General features: G+C 66.2%; 20 protein-coding genes. 13 read left to right on the forward strand and 7 right to left on the reverse strand.

What is annotated here, in order from left to right; translation table 11 throughout:
• The first annotated feature begins 1 nt into the window (after position 1).
• A complete protein-coding gene (locus CXQ91_RS22025) occupies positions 2-868 on the forward strand; it encodes a DUF4194 domain-containing protein (RefSeq protein WP_258074214.1) in 867 nt (288 codons plus the stop codon).
• The gene (locus CXQ91_RS22030; protein ID WP_104176007.1) at positions 865-4,323 is read left to right on the forward strand and encodes an ATP-binding protein; all 3,459 of its coding nucleotides are present in this window, start codon (positions 865-867) and stop codon (positions 4,321-4,323) included. Before CXQ91_RS22025 ends, CXQ91_RS22030 begins: the two co-directional genes overlap by 4 nt.
• 168 nt (positions 4,324-4,491) lie before the next feature.
• Here CXQ91_RS22030 and CXQ91_RS22035 read toward each other — a convergent pair whose 3' ends face one another.
• The 3 genes from CXQ91_RS22035 to CXQ91_RS22045 all read right to left on the reverse strand — a co-directional run bounded on the left by CXQ91_RS22035 (position 4,492) and on the right by CXQ91_RS22045 (position 7,934).
• Complete coding sequence (locus tag CXQ91_RS22035) at positions 4,492-4,986, reverse strand: FBP domain-containing protein (protein WP_104176008.1); 495 nt, start codon at positions 4,984-4,986, stop codon at positions 4,492-4,494.
• A 390-nt stretch (positions 4,987-5,376) separates the two neighbouring features.
• Positions 5,377-5,985 carry a TetR/AcrR family transcriptional regulator gene (locus tag CXQ91_RS22040; RefSeq protein WP_104176009.1) on the reverse strand — a complete coding sequence of 203 codons (609 nt, stop codon included), beginning with the start codon at positions 5,983-5,985 and terminating at the stop codon, positions 5,377-5,379.
• On the reverse strand, positions 5,982-7,934 hold the full coding sequence (locus CXQ91_RS22045) for an MFS transporter (RefSeq protein WP_104176010.1): 1,953 nt from the start codon (positions 7,932-7,934) through the stop codon (positions 5,982-5,984). The genes CXQ91_RS22040 and CXQ91_RS22045 overlap by 4 nt, the downstream gene beginning before the upstream one ends.
• 239 nt (positions 7,935-8,173) lie before the next feature.
• Here CXQ91_RS22045 and CXQ91_RS22050 point away from each other — a divergent pair, with 239 nt between their 5' ends.
• The 6 genes from CXQ91_RS22050 to CXQ91_RS22075 all read left to right on the forward strand — a co-directional run bounded on the left by CXQ91_RS22050 (position 8,174) and on the right by CXQ91_RS22075 (position 14,485).
• A complete protein-coding gene (locus CXQ91_RS22050) occupies positions 8,174-9,241 on the forward strand; it encodes an iron-siderophore ABC transporter substrate-binding protein (RefSeq protein WP_104176011.1) in 1,068 nt (355 codons plus the stop codon).
• Between the two features lie 10 nt (positions 9,242-9,251).
• A complete protein-coding gene (locus tag CXQ91_RS22055) occupies positions 9,252-10,385 on the forward strand; it encodes an iron ABC transporter permease (protein ID WP_104176012.1) in 1,134 nt (377 codons plus the stop codon).
• Between the two features lie 125 nt (positions 10,386-10,510).
• Positions 10,511-11,551, forward strand: a complete 1,041-nt coding sequence (locus CXQ91_RS22060; RefSeq protein WP_258074216.1) for an iron chelate uptake ABC transporter family permease subunit — start codon at positions 10,511-10,513, stop codon at positions 11,549-11,551.
• Position 11,552: 1 nt separating this feature from the next.
• Positions 11,553-12,383 carry an ABC transporter ATP-binding protein gene (locus CXQ91_RS22065; protein ID WP_104176013.1) on the forward strand — a complete coding sequence of 277 codons (831 nt, stop codon included), beginning with the start codon at positions 11,553-11,555 and terminating at the stop codon, positions 12,381-12,383.
• 119 nt (positions 12,384-12,502) lie between these two features.
• A complete protein-coding gene (locus tag CXQ91_RS22070) occupies positions 12,503-13,510 on the forward strand; it encodes a siderophore-interacting protein (protein WP_104176026.1) in 1,008 nt (335 codons plus the stop codon).
• Between the two features lie 123 nt (positions 13,511-13,633).
• Positions 13,634-14,485, forward strand: a complete 852-nt coding sequence (locus CXQ91_RS22075; protein WP_104176014.1) for an SGNH/GDSL hydrolase family protein — start codon at positions 13,634-13,636, stop codon at positions 14,483-14,485.
• Here the strand turns inward: CXQ91_RS22075 and CXQ91_RS22080 are convergent.
• Positions 14,482-14,769, reverse strand: coding sequence for a YciI family protein (locus CXQ91_RS22080; RefSeq protein WP_104176015.1), 288 nt, complete (start codon positions 14,767-14,769; stop codon positions 14,482-14,484). The genes CXQ91_RS22075 and CXQ91_RS22080 overlap by 4 nt on opposite strands.
• Before the next feature lie 38 nt (positions 14,770-14,807).
• On the opposite strand from CXQ91_RS22080, the gene CXQ91_RS22085 reads away from it, so the two are divergent.
• Together CXQ91_RS22085 and CXQ91_RS22090 are read left to right on the forward strand one after the other, a co-directional pair.
• Entirely contained in the window at positions 14,808-15,287 is a 480-nt protein-coding gene (locus tag CXQ91_RS22085; RefSeq protein ID WP_104176016.1) for a MarR family winged helix-turn-helix transcriptional regulator, read from the forward strand.
• 67 nt (positions 15,288-15,354) lie between these two features.
• Positions 15,355-16,116, forward strand: a complete 762-nt coding sequence (locus CXQ91_RS22090) for an SGNH/GDSL hydrolase family protein (RefSeq protein WP_104176017.1) — start codon at positions 15,355-15,357, stop codon at positions 16,114-16,116.
• A gap of 12 nt (positions 16,117-16,128) precedes the next feature.
• On the opposite strand, the gene CXQ91_RS22095 is transcribed toward CXQ91_RS22090, so the two are convergent.
• From CXQ91_RS22095 to CXQ91_RS22105, 3 genes are all read right to left on the reverse strand, one after another.
• Positions 16,129-16,917: an FAD:protein FMN transferase gene (locus CXQ91_RS22095; protein ID WP_104176018.1), complete on the reverse strand. Its 789-nt coding sequence runs from the start codon at positions 16,915-16,917 to the stop codon at positions 16,129-16,131.
• Between the two features lie 76 nt (positions 16,918-16,993).
• Complete coding sequence (locus tag CXQ91_RS22100; protein ID WP_104176019.1) at positions 16,994-17,458, reverse strand: FMN-binding protein; 465 nt, start codon at positions 17,456-17,458, stop codon at positions 16,994-16,996.
• Entirely contained in the window at positions 17,455-18,897 is a 1,443-nt protein-coding gene (locus tag CXQ91_RS22105; protein WP_104176020.1) for a ferric reductase-like transmembrane domain-containing protein, read from the reverse strand. Before CXQ91_RS22105 ends, CXQ91_RS22100 begins: the two co-directional genes overlap by 4 nt.
• A gap of 479 nt (positions 18,898-19,376) precedes the next feature.
• On the opposite strand from CXQ91_RS22105, the gene rpmB reads away from it, so the two are divergent.
• From rpmB to rpsN, 3 genes are read left to right on the forward strand one after another with little or no spacing between them, the layout of a single operon-like run.
• Positions 19,377-19,613: a 50S ribosomal protein L28 gene (rpmB, locus tag CXQ91_RS22110; RefSeq protein WP_011693744.1), complete on the forward strand. Its 237-nt coding sequence runs from the start codon at positions 19,377-19,379 to the stop codon at positions 19,611-19,613.
• Positions 19,613-19,780, forward strand: a complete 168-nt coding sequence (gene rpmG / locus CXQ91_RS22115; RefSeq protein ID WP_011693743.1) for a 50S ribosomal protein L33 — start codon at positions 19,613-19,615, stop codon at positions 19,778-19,780. Before rpmB ends, rpmG begins: the two co-directional genes overlap by 1 nt.
• Positions 19,781-19,785: 5 nt before the next feature.
• Positions 19,786-20,091: a 30S ribosomal protein S14 gene (rpsN, locus tag CXQ91_RS22120; RefSeq protein ID WP_011693742.1), complete on the forward strand. Its 306-nt coding sequence runs from the start codon at positions 19,786-19,788 to the stop codon at positions 20,089-20,091.
• Positions 20,092-20,714: the final 623 nt, after the last annotated feature.

Here is a 20,714-nt window from a genome sequence, read left to right on the forward strand (position 1 = left end):
GATGACTGAAGAGATGACGACGACGGCAGCCCCGGTGGTCGAGCCCGTCGAAACCCCGGAAACCCCCTCAGCGCCTGAACACACCTACGCAGACCCGTTTACGGTCACCCCGCGGGACACCTTCGTGGACGGCGCCGCGCTGTTCCCGGGAGATACGGGCGTGCTGCCGATGAAGGTCCGCCAGGCCTTGGTGAAGCTGCTCAAGGGGCCGTACATCGACGGCGGCCGGGACGAGAAACTGTGGACAACGCTGCTGGACAACCAGCTGATCCTCCGCAGCCGACTGTCGGAGCTTTTCCTGACGCTCCAGCTTGACCACGAACGGAAGGTGGCAGTGCTGCGCCCGGTGGATCCGGACGCCATCGGCGGCAGCACCCGCTCCAGTATCCTTCGCCAGCAGCGTGCGCTGAGCCGGGTGGAGACCATCGTGCTGCTGCGCCTGAGGCTCCTGCTGGACCGCCACGTCACGGCGCAGACGGATCCGACAATCACAAAAGAGGAGATCGCCGAGCTGGTGGCCCACTACCAGCCGTCCGGCCAGCAGGACGCGCTGCGGGACTCCGACGTGGTCAACCGCGCCATCACCAAGCTCCTGGCCCGCCAGCTCCTCATCACCACCGGCCTCGACGACGTCTACACCATCTCCAACGCGCTCCCGCTGGCCCTCCCCTTCGAAAACATCGGCGACATCCCCGCCCAGATAGAGGCGCTGGTAGCAGCCACGGCAGACCCCACCGGTACGGAAGCACTCATAGAGCTCGACGCGGACCCCGTGGCTGAGGACGACGACCCCGATGCCGCTCCGGGGGCGGCATCGCCGTCGTCGTCACCTGAGCCTGCAACCAACGAAGCGGAGGACACCAAGTGAGCATCGCAACCATGCTGCCGATGGGCGAGCTCACCAACCCGGGCCAGATGCGGCTGGCGCTGGTTCAGGTGGTCAACTGGGGCACGTTCCACGGGGCCCACACCATGCACGTGGACCGCAACGGCACGCTGCTGACCGGTAATTCGGGCGTGGGCAAATCCACGCTGTTCGACGCCATGCTGCGCGTGTTCGACGCCCGGCCGCGCTCGAACGAGGCCGCGGCGCAGCGCTCCGGTGCCGTGGAGGACAAGAGGACCACGTTCACGTACATGCGCGGCAAGGTGGGCGACAAGGCCGTGGGCGAGGGCTCGGCCAGTGCGTTCCAGCGCCCCGGAGCCACGTGGTCCGCCGTCGCCCTGACGTTCGATAACGCAGCGGGCACGAAGGTGACGGTGTCGGCGCTGTTCGACCTGCCGAAGAACGGCACGGAGTCGAGCGTCGGGCGGTATTACCTGATCGACAATAAGCCGCTGGACCTCGCCGCGATCGAGGCTATTGCGGAGAAGCGCTTCACCAAGGCCGCGCTGGACGTGATCTTCCCCGACGCGCAGGTCTTTGATGTGCACAAAGCATTCGCGGAGCGTTTCCGCCGGCTGCTGGGCATCAACTCGGACCAGGCATTGCCGCTGCTCCGCGTGATCCAGGCCGGCAAGGGGCTGGGCGGGAGCGTCAACACGTTCTTCCGCGACCAGGTGCTCGATGCGCCCGCCACCCTGGCCGCCGCGGACGACGTCGTCGAGGAATTCAGCAACCTGATGTCCATCCGGCAGCGGCTGGAGGATGTTCGGCAGCAGCGCGACCAACTGGCTCCGGTGCCCGGCCTGAACAAGGAGTATGCGCAGTCCCTGCTGGACGCGAACCGCCTGCGGGAGCTGGCCGGCGAAGAGTTCGATGCCTACAAGCAGCAGCTCGCAGTCACGGTCCACGAGAAGACCCTGGTCCGGTACAAGGACTTCGCCCAGGCAAAGGCCAAGGAGCTGGCCGCGGAGCGTGCGGTCCGGGACGGCCTGGCCAAGGATCTGCGGCAGCTGGAAGCGGACTACAACAACCAGGGCGGCAACGCGATCTCGGCGATCGAGCAGTCCCTGGAAAACGCCCGGGTAGGGCTCAAACTACGCCAGCAGGTCGAGGAAGCCGCGCGCCAGGCCCTGGCCGAGGCCGGACTGGACCTCGAGTGGACAGCGGAGGGCTGGGAGCAGGCCCACACACACGCCGCCGCACGTACGGCTGAACTGCAGGGCGACTCGGAGGCGCTCAAGGAGCTGCGCTTTGAGGCGTTCGACGGCCACGCCGCGAAGAAACGTGAACTTGCGGCGGCCCAGCAGGAGCTCGTCTCGCTGAAGACGCGCAAGTCCCTGCTGCCGCCGTCGAGCATTGAAAACCGGGCCGCGATCGCCGCGGCGACCGGCGTGCCCGAAGAGCAGATGCCGTTCGGCGGCGAGCTCATCGACCTCGCCGAGGGGGAGGATCAGTGGCGGCCGGCCGCCGAGCGCGCGCTGCGGAACCTGGCCACCACACTGCTGGTTCCCGGCGAACACTTCGGCGCCGTCACCCGCTACCTCAACGGCAACTCCGTCCGCGGTGCACTCCGCGCCGTTGACGTGTCCAAGCCGCTGCCCGGAGGTGCGCTGGCCGTGGAGGACGTGGCAGACGGCGAGCTGCTGACCAAGCTGGACATCCTCACCACGGGGCCGGCCGCCGACGCCGGGCAGTGGATCCGTGAGCGGATCGCCGTCGACTTCGCGTTCCCGTGCGTCGAGGACCCGGACGAACTGGCCAGGCTGGACAAGGGCCTGAGCCTTGGCGGCGTGGTCAAGCGCAACCGCCACACCGTGGAGAAGGACGACCGTTTCACCAGCAGGCAGGATTACGTCCTCGGCTTCGACAATGCCTCGAAACTGGAACTCGTGGCCACCCAGGTGGAGGATCTGCAGCAGGAACTCGCGAAGACCGCCGAGCTCGCGCGAAGCCGCGAAGAGTCTCACCAGGGCATGACCCGGCAGTTGGAGGCGCTGCGCCGGATCGCCGAGGACCACCGGCCGTGGGAACAGGTTTCCGCGGCAGTGGCGGAGGACGAACTCGGAAAGATCGAGCAGCGCCTCAAGGATGCCCTCGCTGCGCAGGCTGACCTGGAGCCCCTGCGGGCCAACATCGAAGTGGCCCGGCAGAAGCACCAGGCCAGCACGGAAGCCGCAGCCGTTCTCCAGAGCGAATACAAGGCGCTGGACCGGCAGCTCACCGCCGGGGATTCGCTGCTGGAATCCGCGCGCACGCGCCTGGGCCAGGCACCGCCGTCGGAGTCCACCGTGACGGCGCTGGAACCGTACTTCGCCGCGTTCGGCGACGTCTCCGAGATGCATGAGCTGGACAACCTGGCCAACGAGGTACGGACCCGGCTCCTTGCCGAGCTGCACACCGCCGAGTCCCGAGGCCAGGCCACCTCGGAGCGCCTCACCCGCATTTTCGAGGGCTTCGTGCGTGAATGGGGCACGGCGATTTCCGCGGACCACGGCACGTCCATCGGCGCCGCTGGGGAGTTCGAGGCCCGCTACCACGCCATTGTCAGCGACGGCCTGCCCGCGCAGGAGGCCGAGTTCCGTCAGTTCTTCAACCAGCGCACGCACGAATCGTTCAGCACGCTGCTGCACCTGCTGGATGAGGAGCGCCGCTCAATCACCAGCCGTATCCTGCCGCTGAACGGCATCCTGTCCGAGGTCAATTTCCATGAGGGCAGCTTCCTGGAACTCGACATCAAGCAGACCCTCCCACCCACCGCGAAGCAGTTCAAGGACGCCATCCAGAACGCGCTGAGGATACGGCACACGCGGCACGCCAAGACGGCAACCGCCGGGGCAGAAACGGACGACGACGCCGAGCTCACCAACCGCTACAAGTCGCTGGAAACGCTCGTCAAGCGTTTGGGTTCGCAGACCCCGGAGGACCGGCGTTGGCGAGCCGAGGTGCTTGATGTGCGCGGGCACCTGTTCATCCAGTGCAAGGAGCACCGCGAAGTGGTTGGTCCGGCCTCGGGCAAGAAGCGCGGCAAGCGGACCGACGTGTTTATGCACGCGGACACAGGCTCCATGTCCGGCGGCGAGCGGCAGCGCTTCACTGCGTTCATCATGGCCGCGGCCCTCAGCTACCAGCTGGGCATCGCCGAGCAGGGCTTCACCACGTACGGCACCGTGATGATGGACGAGGCGTTTGTCCTTGCCTCGGAGGAATTCGCGGGCGCCGGCATCAAGGCACTGCACGAATTCGGCTTCCAGCTGCTCCTGGCCGCCCCGGAGAACGTGATCGACCTGTCCCGGCACCTCGGCTCCGTCACGGAGATCCTGCGGGACAAGCGCACCAACCGCTCCGGTGTCCTGACTGCTCCCGTGATCGGGCCGCGCGTAGGTGCCGAGGGGCAGTGGAGGTCCGAGGCGAACCCCGTGGACATCGTCCTGCGCTAACCCCGCCCGGCTTGACCCGGGACCTCAACCCGGCCCGCCCATCAGGACGCTCTCTCACTTCCTGCAGCGAACCGGCCGACGCTCTCTCACTTTTCGCAGGGTTTCCACGGACGCTCTCTCACTTGAGGTGAGGGAGCGTCCGCGGCTGAGGCGGACGTAGCTGCGTCGCTAGCGTCCCTGCACCCGGTCCAGGAACAGGCCGGTCCGGGCTGTCAGTCCGTCGATCTGGCGAAGTACGACGGCGGCAGGGTCCAAGTTGATCTCGTTGGCCGGTGGCTCCACGCGGACGTTGTCGCAGCAGAGGAAATCGGCGCAGATGAGCGTCCCCACGGTGTTGCCGTCCCTGCCGGACTGTCCGGCACGCTTGGCAACCCACATCAGCACGTCATCTTTGGAGAACACGTCGCGGCAGAGCTCGCAGAGCACGGACCGCCTTTTCTTTGCTCCGCCTTCAGGCGCACGAAGCATGATCCCGGTGAGGCCTCCGGGCCGAGGCAGAACGAGATACCCGCGCAGCGGCAACTTGGGGTCCCGCCACCCGAGGAAGTCCAAGCTGTCCCACTTCAGCGTGTCGTAAGTCCGGGGCAAGGTCAGCTTGGCAGCCTCGGAACGGCTCGCATTTACAAAGGATGAACGGATCTGCTGGGCAGTTATTTTTTGCATGGTGGTGAGCCTTCGAAGTCGTGTGGTCCCCGTGGGGGGAAATGACGGTCCGTGTCAGCAGAATCCGCGCACACTAAAGAAGGCCCATTCGTGGGCATTGTTTGTCGGGTCGGCTACTGGCAGATCCGGTGCGGGAAGGCTGACGTCGATGCGGACGCAAAGCAGGCCATGGCGGCCGCCCCGCTTCCCGCGGCTGCGATGACCTCAACGGTCTTCAGCATGCTCATCCCCTCGTTCCCGGCGGTCCGATCCGAACCGCCTCTTGGCCGGCGCCACTGGCCCGCCTCGCCATCCTCCCAAATCCACGACATCTCGGCAACGCCGCCACACGCAGGAAGTGAGAGAGCGTTCGGGGAAAGGGCGGCAGGAAGTGAGAGAGCGTTGGGGGTGTCAGGGGCAGGCGGCCCTGCAGGCGTCGATCTGCGCCTGGACGATCGCCCCGTAGTGGGCCACCAGTTCGTCGAAGTCCCAGCCTTCGAACATGCCTAGCGTGCGCACCGCCTCGCCGAACCCCGTCATGAGCGCCACCACTGTGGAAGCGTAACGCCGCTCCGGCGTCGTGTCCTTCAGGAGGCCGGCAATGCTGGAAAGGTACCGTTCGCGCGTTTCCGCACGGGCGTCGTCGGGCGTGGGGGAGTCCTGGATGATGAACGGAAGCATGGCCCACGGCTCCTTGAGCCCGCGTTCCCGGCGCATCAGCACGCGGAACACGAGGGCGCTGCCCAGTTCTGCGGCCGGCACGTCGAGGTCGGACAGCAGCGATTCGTCCGGCTTGGCCTGGGCGAACAGCTTTTCCTTGGAGCTGTACAGCTTCATTACCAGGGCTGCGGAAACACCGGCGCCGGAGGCGATATCGCGGACGGTCACGCCGCGGTAGCCGCGCTCACCGAACAGCCTGCCGGCGGAATCGAGGATGGCGTCGCGGCTGGAAACGCCGTCGCGGCCGGCGCCGGCGCCTCCCGAACCACCGGCACGACCCGCTGGACTGCCCGCGCTCATGCGTCCACCAGCTGTCCGGCCGGAGCGTCCATCGCCAGGTCCGCCGTCACGGAGCGGTTGTCCACAGCGAGTTTCCGGGCCATGGCCTGGTGGGTCTCCGGATGCAGCAAGGTCACGATGTAGCGGCCGGCCAAGGGCAGCGGCAGCGCATACCGGCCCCGGGAGTCCGTGGTGGTGGTGCCCACGTGTTCGCCGGAGGCCTGCAGCAGCGTCACCACGGCGTCCGGAAGGACTGCGCCTCCCACGGTGGCAGTTCCGGCCAGCTCCAGGCGGTGGTCCAGATGGAAATTCTGCTGAAGCGTGCGGCCGTCGAAATCGAAAACCTCCGCCATCGGCGCCCAGCCGGCGGCGTTGGCCACCATCAGGTATTTGCCGGCGCCGGGCAGTGCCACCGAATAGTTGCCGTCGCTGTCCACCCGGCTCCAGTCCACCGGATCGCCGCTGGTCTGCAGGACGGTGACGACGGCGGGAGTCACGGTGCGGCGGTCGGACGTGAGGACACGGCCCTGCACCACCAGTTCGGTGGCAGCTGGCACAGGGACCACGGCCTTCGCGGCAGCCGCGGCCCGCGGAATGAACACCGCAGCCACCATTGACGCCGCAGACGCGAGGGCAGCCAGCCAAAAGACATCCTTGAACGCCTCGAAGGACGGCAGCCGGGTGGATCCCACGGTGATGGTCACGGACGTGAGGACCGCAGCGACGGCTGCACTCGACGTCGAAGTTCCGATGGACCGTACCAGGCTGTTGAGGCCGTTGGCCGAGGCTGTTTCGGTGATGGGAACGGCACCCATGATCAGGGTGGGCATTGCCGCATAGGCGATTGCCGTGCCGATGCTGACCACCGTGGAGCCGATGATTACCGAGGTGATGGAATCCCAGAAGAAGACGCGGCCCACGTAGCCCACCACCATGACGGCCGCGCCCGAGATCAGAGCTGACTTCCCGCCGAACCGCCTGATGATGCCTCCGGAAACGGGTGCGAAAACCACCATAGCCAGGCCGGAGGGAACCATGCAGAGGCCTGCCGTGATGACGCTCAGCTGGAAGCCGTAGCCGGTGGAAGCGGGCAACTGGAGCTGCTGGGTGGTGAGCAGCATGTTCGCGAACATGGCGAAGCCCACCAAAAGGGACGCCAGGTTGGTGAGGAGGACGGGGCGCCGGCCGGACGTGCGGAGGTCCACCATCGGCTGGCTGACCTTCAGTTCGTACGGCAGCCAGGCGGCCAGGAGGACTGCGGCGGCAAGGAACAGCAGCAGCACCGGCTCGGAACCCCAGCCCCACGATCCGCCCTTGGAGATGGCCAGCAGTAGTGCCGCCAGGGCCGCGGACAGAACCACGGCGCCGAGGTAGTCGAACCGGCCGGGGGTGCGCACCTTGGATTCGGGGACCACCAGTACGACGGCGGCGAGCAGCAGAGTGCCGGCGGCGCCGGATACCCAGAAGATGGATTCCCAGCCCAGGCTTTCGTAGAGCAGTCCGGCGAGCGGGAGTCCCAGGGCGCTGCCGATGCCCAGCGTGGCGCTCATCAGGGCGACGGCGGACCCCATTTTTTCCTTGGGAAGTTCGTCACGCATGATGCTGATGCCCACCGGAATCAGGGCCGAGGAGAATCCCTGCAGCGCCCGCCCGACGATGAGCCAGAGGAAGCTGCCGCCGACCGCCGCAACGATGGAGCCGGCCACCATGATGGCCAGGCAGATCACCATCATTTTCCGCTTCCCGTACATATCCGCACTCCGGGACACGATCGGGGTGGCCACGGCGCTGGAGAGCAGGGTCGCCGTAACAAGCCAGGATGCGTCGTCGGCTGTCACGCCAAGGATCTTGGGAAAATCCGGAAGGAGCGGCACCACGAGGGTCTGCATCAGCGCCACCACGGTGCCGCTCAGTGCTAGGACCGCCGTAATGGCGCTGGGGGATAGGGATCTGCTGCGGGGTTGGGACATGGGGCGGGACCTTCTGGGCGTGGAGGCGGCCACAAGGGGTGAACGCGCGTTTACTCTCCTAAAAGTGAACCATCGTTCACCCTGCGGCATCAACCAATTTCACCGTGTGACGCGCCACTTTTGCCCGCCAATGCGGTCCCGCGGGAGGATTGAGACAATTACGTTACGCAAACCTTGCTTAATTCACAGAAGGATAGGCTAGCCTTACTCGGGTTCGCATCACTTACTTAAGGAGTCCCGTGGCTACCCTTCTCCCACGCCGCGCCCTGCTGAAGACCGCAGGCACCGCGACGGCCGCCCTGGCCGCCGTCGCCCTTTCACTCACCGGCTGCTCCACTGGGCCCGCCACCACCGCTCCGGCGTCGACCGGGGCCGCCTCGGCTGCTTTCCCCGTCACCATCAAGCACGTCTTCGGCGAGACCACCATCAAGTCCCAGCCCCAGCGCGTGGTCACGGTTTCCTGGGTCAACGACGACGTTGCCCTGGCCCTGGGCGTTGTTCCCGTGGGCGTCCCCAAGAACGAATGGGGCGGCAACGACAAGGGCTCCACGCCGTGGAAGGACGCCAAGCTGGAAGAGCTGGGCGCCGGCTTCGGCACCGAGAAGGCTCCGGTCCAGTTCTCCGAGGCTGACGGGATCAACTTCACCGAGATCGCCAAGCTCAACCCGGACGTCATCCTGGGCGCCTACTCCGGCCTGACGGAGGAGGACTACAAGAAGCTCAGCGAAATCGCACCGGTCGTGGCCCACCCCGAGATCGCCTACGGCACCTCCTGGCAGGACTCCACGAACATCATCGGCAAGGCACTGGGCAAGGAAGCCGAGGCCACCAAGCTGGTCTCCGACACCGAAGCCACCATCAAGGACAAGGTCTCCAAGTACCCGCAGCTGGCGGACAAGAGCTTCATCTACGGCAACCTGGAACCGGCCAAGAGCGACGGCGTCAACGTCTACACCGCCAACGACAACCGCCCCCGTTTCCTGAGCGAGATCGGCATGAAGCTGGCCCCGGTCGTTGAGGACAACTCGAAGGGCTCCAAGGAGTTCTTCATCCCGTGGTCCGCTGAGAAGGCCAACGAACTCGAATCGGACATCTTTGTCACCTGGGTTCCGGATGCCGCCACCACCGATTCCATCAAGGCCGACCCCCTGCTGGGCCAGATCCCGGCCATCAAGAGCGGCGCCCTCGTTGCTGACTCGGACAACACGCTCACGCTGTCCATCTCGGCTTCCTCGCCCCTGAGCCTGCCGTGGTCGCTGGACACGTTCCTGCCGCAGCTGGCGAGCGCAGCGGACGCAGTGAAGTAACAGCCTTTCCATGACGAAAAGTACGACGACGGCCGCCGGCTGTGCGCCCGGCGCACCCCCGGCCCCCGGCACCACGCGCGAACGGGCAGTTGAGGCCCTCAAAACGCCTGGACAGGGGCCGCAACTGCCCGTTCGCGCCGGGAAGAGCGCAGCAGGCAAGCAAACCGCCTGGCTGCTGGCCGCCGTCGTCGTACTTGTTGTCGTTTCCGCAGTGTCGCTGGCCGTCGGTGCCCGCGGGCTTCCCCTGGAAACCGTGTGGCAGGCGCTGACGCAGTTTGATCCCGCCAACGGTGATCACGCCGTGGTCCATGCGCGCATCCCGCGCACCGTCCTGGGCCTGCTTGCCGGCGGGGCCCTTGGCCTGGCCGGCGCCGCCATGCAGGGCGTTGCCCGCAATCCGCTGGCCGACCCCGGCATCATGGGGGTCAACGCCGGAGCCGCGCTGGCCGTGGTCACCGGCATTTATGTTTTTGGAATCTCTTCCCTGACCGGCTACATCTGGTTCGCATTCATCGGCGCCGCGGCCGCTGCCGCCCTTGTCTACCTGGTCGCTTCGCTGGGCCGGGACGGTGCGACGCCGGTGAAGCTCGCCCTTGCGGGCGCCGCCCTGAGCGCGGGACTCTACTCGCTCATGAACGTCATCCTGGTCTCGAGCCAGGACACCCTGGACCGGTTCCGGTTCTGGCAGGTGGGCGGAATCTCCGGGCGCGACTGGTCCGTGGTGCTGCCCGGCGTGCCGTTCCTTATTCTTGGCGCGGGCATTGTGCTGGCCACTGGCCGGATCCTCAACAGCCTTGCCCTGGGTGACGACATCGCCCGCGGCCTGGGACAGCGGGTAGGACTGGTCCGCGGCGTCACCGCCCTCGGCATCGTCCTGCTGTGCGGAGCCGCCACAGCCCTCGCCGGCCCCATCGGCTTCGTGGGTCTCGTCATCCCGCACGCCGTCCGATTCCTGACCGGGCCCGACTACCGCTGGATCCTGCCCTTTTCCCTCGTCCTGGCCCCGGTGCTCCTGCTGTCTGCCGACATCCTGGGCCGCGTGATCCTCCTGCCCGGCGAAGTCCCCGCGGGAATCATGACTGCCCTCGTGGGCGCCCCCGTCTTTGTGTGGCTGGTCCGTCGCGGGAAGGGGGCCGGGCTGTGAGCAAGTCAGACCTCGCCTCCCTTGAGCGCGAACTGGGCGAAAACGCACCCGGCACGGGGCGCGAACGGGCAGATAATGCCCTCAAAGCCCGGAAAACAGGGCATTACCTGCCAGTTCGCGCCAGCATGCTGAGCCGAACCGTCCTGAACCGGACCGCCATCCTGGCGTTCGCCGTCGTGGTCCTTTTCGCCGTCAGTGTGCTGCTGGGCAGCTACACCGTGACGATCCCCGACTTCTTCAAGATCCTGCTCGCCCACCTCACCGGCGGCCAGAAAATCCCCGGCGCAAGCTTCATTGTGATGGAAAACAAGCTCCCCCGGGCGGTGATCGGCACCATGATCGGTGCCGCGTTCGGCCTCGCCGGCGGCCTCTTCCAGACCATGCTCCGCAATCCGCTGGCCAGCCCGGATGTCATCGGCATCAGCTACGGGGCCAGCGCCGCCGCCGTCACGGCAATCGTGGTTTTCGGTGCGTCCGGCGCCGTGGTCTCCGGCGCTGCCCTCGCCGGCGCCCTGGGTGTCGCCGCGCTCATCTATGGCATCTCGCGGGGCGGATCACTGGGGTCGGGCGGCGGGAACAGCGGCAACGCGGCCGGCAGCCGGCTGATCCTGGCGGGCGTGGGCATCGCCGCCGCGCTCCACGCCGTGGTCAGCTTCCTCATGACCCGGGCGGACATCCGCACGGCGGCCGACGCCCTGGTGTGGCTCAACGGCTCCCTCAACTCCGCCAGCTGGGACCGCGCCGGAGTCCTCAGCCTGGCCCTGCTGGTCCTCGTCCCTGCCGTGGCAGCACTGTCCGGCCCCCTCCGCATCCTGGAGCTCGGCGATGACGCTGCTGCCGGGCTCGGCATCCGGGTCGGCTTTACCCGGCTGGCCGTGGTGGTCGTCGCCGTGGCCCTCGCGGCAGTGGCGACGGCGGCAGCCGGCCCGGTCGCGTTCGTCGCCTTCCTGGCCGGGCCCATCGCCCGCCGCTTCACCGCAAAAGCCAGCCTCCCGGCGTCGGCCTTCGTCGGAGCACTGATCGTGCTGGCCGCGGACTACTTCGCCGCGAACATCGCCCCCGTGCTGCTGGACGGCACCGTCCTGCCGGTAGGCGTGATCACCGGCGCACTCGGCGCCCCGTTCCTGCTGTGGCTGCTGGTCACTTCCAACCGAAAGGATGCCTGAGATGGCTGTTCTACGCGCCACGGACCTCACCCTTAAGTATGCCCAGCGCACCGTGGTTGAAGGGCTGCACGCGGAGATCCCCGAAGGCAAAGTAACCATGATCGTGGGCGCCAACGCGTGCGGCAAATCCACGCTGCTCCGCGGACTGTCCCGGTTGCTGAAGCCGGCCGCCGGCGTTGTGACACTGGACGGCAAGGACATCCACGCCCGCTCCGCCCGCGACGTTGCTCGGACCCTGGGCCTCCTACCCCAGCATCCCACCGCCCCGGACGGCATCACCGTCCGCGATCTGGTGGGACGCGGGCGCTACCCGCACCAGGGCTTCTTCCGCAGCTGGTCAGCGGACGACGACGCCGCCGTGCAGCGCGCGCTCGAGGCTACCGAAACGCTGGAACTCGCCGGGCGCAACGTGGACGAACTCTCCGGCGGCCAGCGCCAGCGGGTGTGGATCGCGATGGCACTGGCCCAGGAGACCGATGTGCTGCTCCTGGACGAACCCACCACCTACCTGGACCTCGCCCACCAGGTGGAAGTACTGGACCTGATCACGGACCTCAACCGCAAGCGGGGCACCACCGTGGCCATCGTCCTGCACGACCTGAACCTCGCGGCGCGCTACGCGGACCACGTGATCGCCATGAAGGGCGGCAGGATCGTGGCCGAGGGCGCCTCCACCGACGTGGTCACCGAGGACCTGGTCCGGGACGTGTTCGGCCTGGACTCGCGGGTGCTTCCCGACCCCATTTCCGGCACGCCGCTGATCATTCCGCTCGGCCGGCACCACACTGATTTCCCAAAAGCCGAAACCACAACCCTGGAGTTGGTCCTATGAGGGCAGTTAACAGCAATGCATCCGACGGCAAAGCAGTAGACATCAGCCAGGCACGGGCACGACGTGCAAACGGGACCCGTGCGAATTCGGCGGTCAGGGACCAGCCGGCCACCGAACCCATGACCCTGGCGTTCGACGTGACGGTCTCCGCCGTGCAGGAACTCAGCCCCAACTTCCGCCGCATCACCTTGGGCGGGTACTCCCTGCGTGACTTCGGCGTCCACGGCGGAACCCTGGACCTTCGGGTCAAGCTGATGATCCCGTCCCTTGCCGAGGACGGCTCCCAGTTGCCGCTTCCGGTTTTCCAGATGGAGCAGTCCGGCTGGTACCGCGAATGGCTTGCCATGGACCCCGCAACCCGCGGTTCCATGCGCACCTACACCGTGCGCCAGGAACGGCTCGACGCCGTCTATCCCGAGATCGACGTGGACTTCGTGATGCATTTCGACTCCGCGGGCAACGGCGGTCCCGCGGCAAACTGGGCACTGAACGCCAAGCCCGGCGACGCCCTGACCCTCATCGGACCCAACAACCGGGCCGCGCACTGCGTCACGGCCGAGATCTACTCCGGCATCGAATGGCGGCCGGGCCTGGCCCAGCGGGTGCTGCTCGCAGGTGACGAAACCGCTGTTCCCGCCATCAGTGCCATCCTGGAAAGCCTCCCGGCCTACATGAGCGGGCACGCGTTCCTTGAGGTCCCCGAGGCCGGCGACTTCCTGGACCTGAAGTCGGACGCCGACGTCGAGATCACCTGGCTTGCGCGCGGCGCCTCCATCGGGCGCTCACGTCCGCACGGCGAACTCCTGCAGGAAGCCGTCCGCGCCGCTGTTCCCGAGCCGGGCTGGGTCGGCATCAAATCAGCCCCCGGCGGGGCCGGCCCGGAACCGGAAGACGTGGACGTGGACCAGGACATCCTCTGGGAGACGCCCGCGAGGATGGAAACCGCAGCCATCGCCGCCACGAAGAACCCCGGGATGCCCGCAGGCGCCATGCCGTTCTACGCCTGGATTGCGGGCGAAGCAGGAGTCATCAAGGACATGCGCCGGTACCTGGTGCGCGACGTCGGGATCGACCGCAAGCAGGTCGCCTTCATGGGCTACTGGCGGCAGGGGAAAGCAGAGCTGTAGGTGGGTTCCTGCGCGTTTTCTTGGCACGCTCTCGCACTTCCTGTCGCTCGATCGCAAACGCTCTTGCACTTCCTGTGGCTGGCCGTTAACCCTGTCGTTTCTTTCGGTGGGTAGGGTGCCGGGGTGGGTTCATTTCCTTTGCTTCCGGACCGGGAAGGGCGACGGCGGTTTGTTGCCTTGGGGGATTCGTTCACCGAGGGCGTGGGGGACCGCAGCAAGCGGCTGCCCAATGGCGTGCGCGGCTGGGCTGACCGGGTCGCCGAGAAGCTGGCCAAGGCCGAACCGGGGTGGCAGTACGCGAACCTTGCCATCCGCAGCAAGAGGCTTCGCCACATCATCGACGAGCAGCTGGAGCCGGCGCTGGCGATGGAGCCCACACTGGTGACCCTGTATGCCGGCGGCAACGACATCCTCGACTTCGGAACCGATGTGGATGCGCTCATGGCCGACTATGAAACCCTGGTGTCCCGGCTCGCCGCCACGGGTGCCACGGTGGTGCTGTTCACAGGTTTCGACGTGAAGGTGTCCGCTGTCCTGGAGCCCCTGAAGAAGCGCAACACGGCCTACAACCGCCGGGTTCGGGAAATCGCGGCCAAGTACAACGCCGTGCTGGTGGATTACTGGTGCTTCGATGCGTTCCACGACCGGCGGATGTGGGATTCGGACCGTCTACACATGTCCAAGGCAGGCCACAAATACCTTGCCGCGCAGGTCCTGGACCATCTGGGCGTGCCGCACAAGATCAGTCCCCTGGAGTGGGACCCGCCAGCGAGGCTGAGCCTGCGGGAGTGGGAACAGCTGCAGCGGCGCTGGGTGCACGACTGGGTGTTGCCGCTCTTTGGCCGCAAGCTGCGCGGCGTCACCCTCGGGGACAGCCTCAGTCCGCGCTGGCCGGAACCGGTGAAGGTGCCGCGGAAGGGCGGACTGAAGAAGCTGACGGCAAAGTCGCCGGAAGCGGCGCCGAAGAAGAGCTAGCTATCGAGCAGGTTCTCGTAGCCCGGCGCCACTCTGCCGGCGTGGAATTCCTCGACGTCGAACTCCGCCACCCCGTTGGTGTAGAAGGGGTCCTTGACCAGCGACTCATCCAGGCTGGCACGGTCCGCATTGGACAGCAGCAGAGCACCGGTGCGGGGGATCTTCCGGCCGGCGACGATGAAGATGCCCTGGTCGAAGGCGTCCTGCAGCCACTCGACGTGCGCCTTCAGATGGAAATCGACGATCTCTTCGGGAACCTTGTAGGTCAGGGAGACTACGTACATGCGGTCAGCCTACCGGTTCCGCAATCTAGGATGTATCCATGACCGAACCGCGCTGGCTCAACGCCGACGAACGCCGTGCCTGGCTGGCCCAGCTCAGCATTAATACCTTGTTACCGGCAGCGCTGGACACGAAGCTCCACGCGGCGGGCAAACTTTCGCTCTTCGACTACAACGTGCTCGCCATGCTCTCCGAAGCGGAAGGCCGCTTCCTGCCCATGAGCGAACTGGCTGCCCGCACCAGCGCCTCGCTGTCGCGCTTGTCGCATGTGGTTACCAAACTGCAGAACAGGGGCTGGGTGGAACGCCAGCCGCATCCGCGCGACGCACGCGTCACCACCGCCCACCTGACCGACGCCGGAATGGCCACCATCGTGGAGCTCGCGCCAGGTCATGTGGAAGCCGTCCGTTCCCTGTTCCTCGACGCCCTGTCCGAACGCGATGTCGCTGACCTCGCCCGCATTGGCGAGAAGATCGTGGGCCGCCTGGACTCTGATCACTGGATCCTGCGCGAGTCCTGACTTTCCTGCCCGGAGCCCCCGGCCGTCCCGCTTTGTTGCTCCCGGCAACAGGTGGCAGACTATCGATATGGATTTTGCCGCCCGCTACGTAGCCCTTGGAGATTCGTTCACCGAAGGCCTCGGCGACGACGAACCGGACCGGCCCAACGGTGTGCGCGGCTGGGCGGACCGGGTGGCGGAGCAACTCGGCGCGGCTGACCCTTCCTTCGGCTACGCCAACCTGGCCATCCGCGGGAGGAAACTCCGGCAGATCATGGCCGAGCAGGTGGACGCCGCCGTCGAACTTAAACCCACCTTGGTGACCATTTACGCGGGGGCCAACGACATCTTCCGCCCCAAGATCGATATTGACGGCCTTTTGGAGGAGTACGACGCCGGCATCCGCAAGTTGAGCGCCACCGGCGCCACTGTGGTGATGTTTACGGGCTTTGACGCCCGCGGTTCCAAGATTTTCGGCACCATGCGCGGCCGCACTGCCATCTACAACGAGTTGGTCCGCGGGATCGCAGGTGACCACGGCGCGCTGCTGGTGGACTACTGGCGTTTCAGCGAGTACTACGACTGGGGCATGTGGGCAAAGGACCGGATGCACATGTCCGCGGCCGGTCACGCGAACATGGCCAAAAGGGTCCTGACCGTCCTTGAGCACGACCACTCCATCGAAGTGCCGCCGATGACACCCGTGCCCGAGCTCAGCCGGGCCGAAGCAATCCGCTCAAATGCGCGCTGGGTGCGGGAGCACGCGGGTCCGTGGGTGATGCGCCGGGTCACGGGCAAGTCTTCGGGCGACGGCCTCGAGCCTCGGTACCCGGCGCTTACCCGACTGTAGCGCCACCGCAAGCTAGCGCCGGAAGCCCGGCGTCGCGAGCAGTTCGCCGCCGGCGCGCACGGCCAGCACCTCAATGTCCCACCCGTCCGTGGCACGGTCCAGCATCGGCAGCCCGCCGGCCACGATCGCCGTCGCCAGCACGTCGGCCGTGACGATGTCCGCCGCAGCCACTGATACCTGGCGGAACACGGACGCCGCCGATCCTGTACGGAGCAGGCTGCCCGCTCCCGCGGTCCAGATGTGGTCTCCCCGTTCAGCTGAGCCGGAAGTTGCCAGTGCCAGTTTCGCACCGGCCTGGCCGCCCAGCCGGTAGCCGGCAATCAGCGTGCGGCGGTCCTCCGGATCCACAATCCCGGCCCGCCACGGCTCCCTGCTCCCGGGCGCCACGCCTGCGGGCACCACGCTCGAGGACCCGGGCGAGCCGCTGACCAGCACGTCGCCGCCGGCGTTCAGGCAGAAGCCGCGCAGGCCCAGCGCCAACAGGGATGTTCCGGCCTCCTGGATGGCATGTCCCTTGACGATTCCGGAAAGGTCCAGGACGCCGTCGGGCCGCTCAGGATTGAAAGCGCCTTCAGTTGCCAGCCTCCAGCCGACCGCGTCGGCATAAAGCCGGCGCATGTCTTCCGAGGTGTCGGGCAGTTTGATCTCTGCCCGTGCCAGCCGGCTCGCCTCCGATTCGGGACGGTACAGGCTGAACGTCTCGTCCAGGCCCGCAAAGAGCCGTTCGACGACGGCGGTGGCGGCCACCAGCTCGTCTTCACCCGAGGCTGAGGGCAGGGTCAGGCTGATGACCGTTCCCATGCAGTTGAATGTCCTCGCCTGCAGCGTCGGCCGGCTCTCTTTCGGAACCGACTCCTGGAGCGCGGCGCCCGGGAGATCAGAGGTTCGCAGCATCGATGGCCGCCTGGAGGGAGTTCAGGTAGGCGTCACTGGTCACGGTGGCGCCTCCGATCGTCTGCACGTCGGCTGACTGGGCAGCGAGCACTTCGGCCCTGAGGAGGGGTGCTGCCCGGTTGCTGATCTGGATGGACTTGCGGTCGTCGTCGGTCAGCTGCAGGGCTTCGACGTCGGTAATGGACCCTGCCTTCACGGTGATCTGCACCTGGACGGCACCGAATCTGGTCTTCACCACACTGCCCGCGTAGGTTCCGCCGGCCTTCGCCGCGGCGCCGGCACCCGCTGAGCCAGCAGTCGACGAACCGGAAGACCCCGCCCCGGCTGTCCCCGCGGATGTGCTGGCCGCGGCGCTCCCGGTGTCCTCCACAAAGGTGCCCGACTGCCAGCCGGCCAGGAGGATCCCGGCCGAGGCAAGTGCTGCGGATACTGCTGCCCGTATTCTCACCAGTCAAACCTTTCGTAGTGGAGCTGGTCTTCCTTGACGCCCGCGGCGCGGGCGTCCATGAGCACGTTCAGTGCCCACGCTGCCGGCCCGCAGACGTAGACGTCCGCGTCCGCGATGCCGGGGACGTAATCCGTCAGCCGATGGCCGGCGTCGGCGGCATGGGCCGGAAGCCAATTGTCAGCGTGCCGGGCCGAGCGGGCACCGGTCAGGTGGAACAGGGTGGCGCCGCGGTGCCGGGCAAGGTCCAGGATTTCGTCGCCGAGGTAGAGTTCCTGCTCGCTGCGGCCCCGGAGGATCACGGTCGCCTGCCCCGGCGTGAACGGCGTTGACTCAAGCAGCGCGCGCAGCGGCGTGATGCCGATGCCGGCGCCGATCATCACCACTTTGTCCCGGCTCCGGGCCGCCGTGCTGAAGATTCCGTAGGGCCCCTCCAACGCCACCTTGGTTCCAGGCTTCAGCCCGGCGAGTTGGGCCGATCCCCGCCCAAGATTGCGGACGGTGATCCTCAACAAGCCGCGCCCCGAAGCATCGAACTGGAGCGGTTCGGCGGAGAGGCTGAACGGATGCGGATGCCACCACAGGCCGCGGGCCAGGAACCGCCAGATGAAGAACCTGCCCCCGGTTCCGGCCAGTTCGTTGAGGTTTAGCCCGTGCATCTCAATGCTGACCACACCGGGCGCCACCGTCACCACGCGACTGACCGTGAGCTGGTGCCGGAACGTTGCAATGACGGGTTCCAGGACACGGTAGTGCAGCAGGGCTGCGCCTGTTGCAATGCACACAGCCAGCCAGTACCAGCGCTGCCACGTCCCTTCAGCGAACAGCGCGCCCACGCTGAACTGGTGGGGAAGGGAGGTTGCGACGGCGGCATACGTCAGCAGGTGCACCGCGTACCAGAACTCGTAGGGAAAACGACGGCGGACGGCCACGAGGGATGTCACCACGACGGCGATGAACAGCGCCATGGAGATATAGGCAAGCCACATATCCGGCACCAGCACCCAAAGGGACACGGCTTCGCTGACGGGATCCAGCCCTTCGGCCATCCCGTAGCCGATGGCGATCAGGATTCCGTGCGTCAGCAGGAGGTAGAGTGACGGTTTGCCGAGCTTCCGGTGGAATTCCAGGGCGCGGTCGTGACCAACGGTCTGGTCAATGAGCGGAATCCGTGCCGCGAGCAGCAGCATCAGCAGGACCAGGTCAATGCCGGCCAGCCCGGCCACAATGCCCAGGGCGGTAAATGATCCGGCGAGCGTCGAGAATCCTGTTGCTCCGCCGTCGGCCAGCCACAACGCCACCGCAGCAGCCACGGACGCCCAAGCAACAGTTACCAGCAGGTCGGCGTGAAACAGCCGACGGCGGTGCCTGGCTTTGATGGTGCCCCGGGCATCTGCGGCCCGGGGACTGGCGGCCAACGCCGGCAGGAGCTCTGTGTTCATGCCTCAAGACTCCGGCGGCACCCTTTCATTCTGCTGTGAAAAGACTGCGGTGCCGATGTGACTTCGGAACGGTGAGGGCGGCGGGCTTATACACCCGTGGGCGGCATTGACGGTTACCCGATTGGCCTTTAATTAGTCAAGCTCGTAGACTTGGTAGGCGCTAGGTGGCGCGGAGCGTGTGCAATTGCTCCGGTTGGCGGGATCTGTCCTCAATGATGGCAGTCCTCAAGGCCGGTAGTTAGGGGCTCAAGTTGCGTGCACTCCTGTATTCGCCCAGCATCCCGGTACTTCGCAGTGGATTCCTCTGCCCGGTACTTGTGGCCAATCATCTTCGCCGCAGTGCGGAAAACAGCCGGCTTTCGCCGGATGTCCACGCCTGCGGAACACGGGAGATGTGAACGCTGGATGCGGACGCCCCCTGTCGCACGGTACGCGGAACGCTGCGGACCGTTTCATTTATTTTCATGAGGAGAGTCGTCATGGCAGCACACTGCCAGGTGACCGGAGCCGAGCCGGGCTTTGGACACAGCATTTCGCACTCGCACCGCCGCAACAAGCGCCGGTTCGACCCGAACATCCAGAAGAAGCGCTACTGGGTTCCGTCCCTGCGCCGTAATGTCACCCTGCAGGTCTCTGCACGTGGCATCAAGACCATCGACGTGCGTGGCATCGACGTAGTCGTAGCCGCCATCCTGGCACGAGGAGTGAAGCTCTAATGGCTAAGGACAAGGACGTACGTCCGATCATCAAGCTCAAGTCGACCGCTGGCACGGGTTACACCTACGTCACGCGCAAGAACCGTCGTAACGACCCGGACCGCATGGTTCTGAAGAAGTACGACCCCCGCATCCGTAAGCACGTCGAATTCCGAGAGGAGCGCTAAGCACTATGGCTAAGAAGTCAATGATCGCTAAGAACGAACAGCGTAAAGTCATCGTCGAGCGCTATGCTGCAAAGCGCCTCGAACTGAAGAAGGCCCTGGTTGACCCCGCGTCGACCGACGAGGCACGCGAAGCTGCACGCCTCGGCCTGCAGAAGCTGCCCCGCAACGCCTCACCGGTACGTCTGCGTAACCGCGACATCATCGATGGCCGCCCGCGCGGTACCTTCCAGAAGTTCGGTATCTCCCGTGTTCGCTTCCGCGACATGGCTCACCGCGGTGAGCTCCCGGGCATCACCAAGTCTTCCTGGTAATTCAACACTGCTGCTAAGCCAGCACTGCTGATTCCAGTGGTCTCAGAAGGGCCGGCAACCTCACGGTTGCCGGCCCTTCTTGCATTTAACCTTGGCGGGCGCTGCCGGGCAGGGGTTCTGGGGCGACGCTGGTACAGGTTTCCGCCGCCGGGTTCCTGCGCCGGGTCCCGGCGCGGTGACACAGCCCACACAAACCAAGAACGGCGCCGACGCGGCGGAAAGTGCCTCCGATGCCTGTTTTGGCCCGGATTGGCGGGGGCTGGCACCCATACCGGGGAGGGTTTGCGGTGGGGCCAAAGTAGGTGTATTGTTTTCTAAGTCGCCGAGAGGGGGCCGGCGAGATGCTGGTTACCGAAGGCGGCCAAATCCCCTTCTAAACAGCCTGAAAAACGGTTCGCCACTCGGCGTGCTGTGTGACGGCGGGGTTGGTCTTGATGACCGGCAGATCGCGGAAACGCTGATTTGCTTTGAGTCTTGAAACCGGGTAAGTTTGGAAAGTTGCTCCGGAGCGATCCTTGACTGTTTGTTGGTTGTGGTGGTGCCGGGTGTGTCTGTTGTTTGAGAACTCAATAGTGTGCCAAGTTTGTTGATACCAATTTATTTATATGGATTGGTTGGATTTG

Origin of the sequence: Arthrobacter sp. Y81 (assembly GCF_002929335.1) — a bacterium.
Classification (GTDB): Bacteria; Actinomycetota; Actinomycetes; order Actinomycetales; family Micrococcaceae; genus Arthrobacter.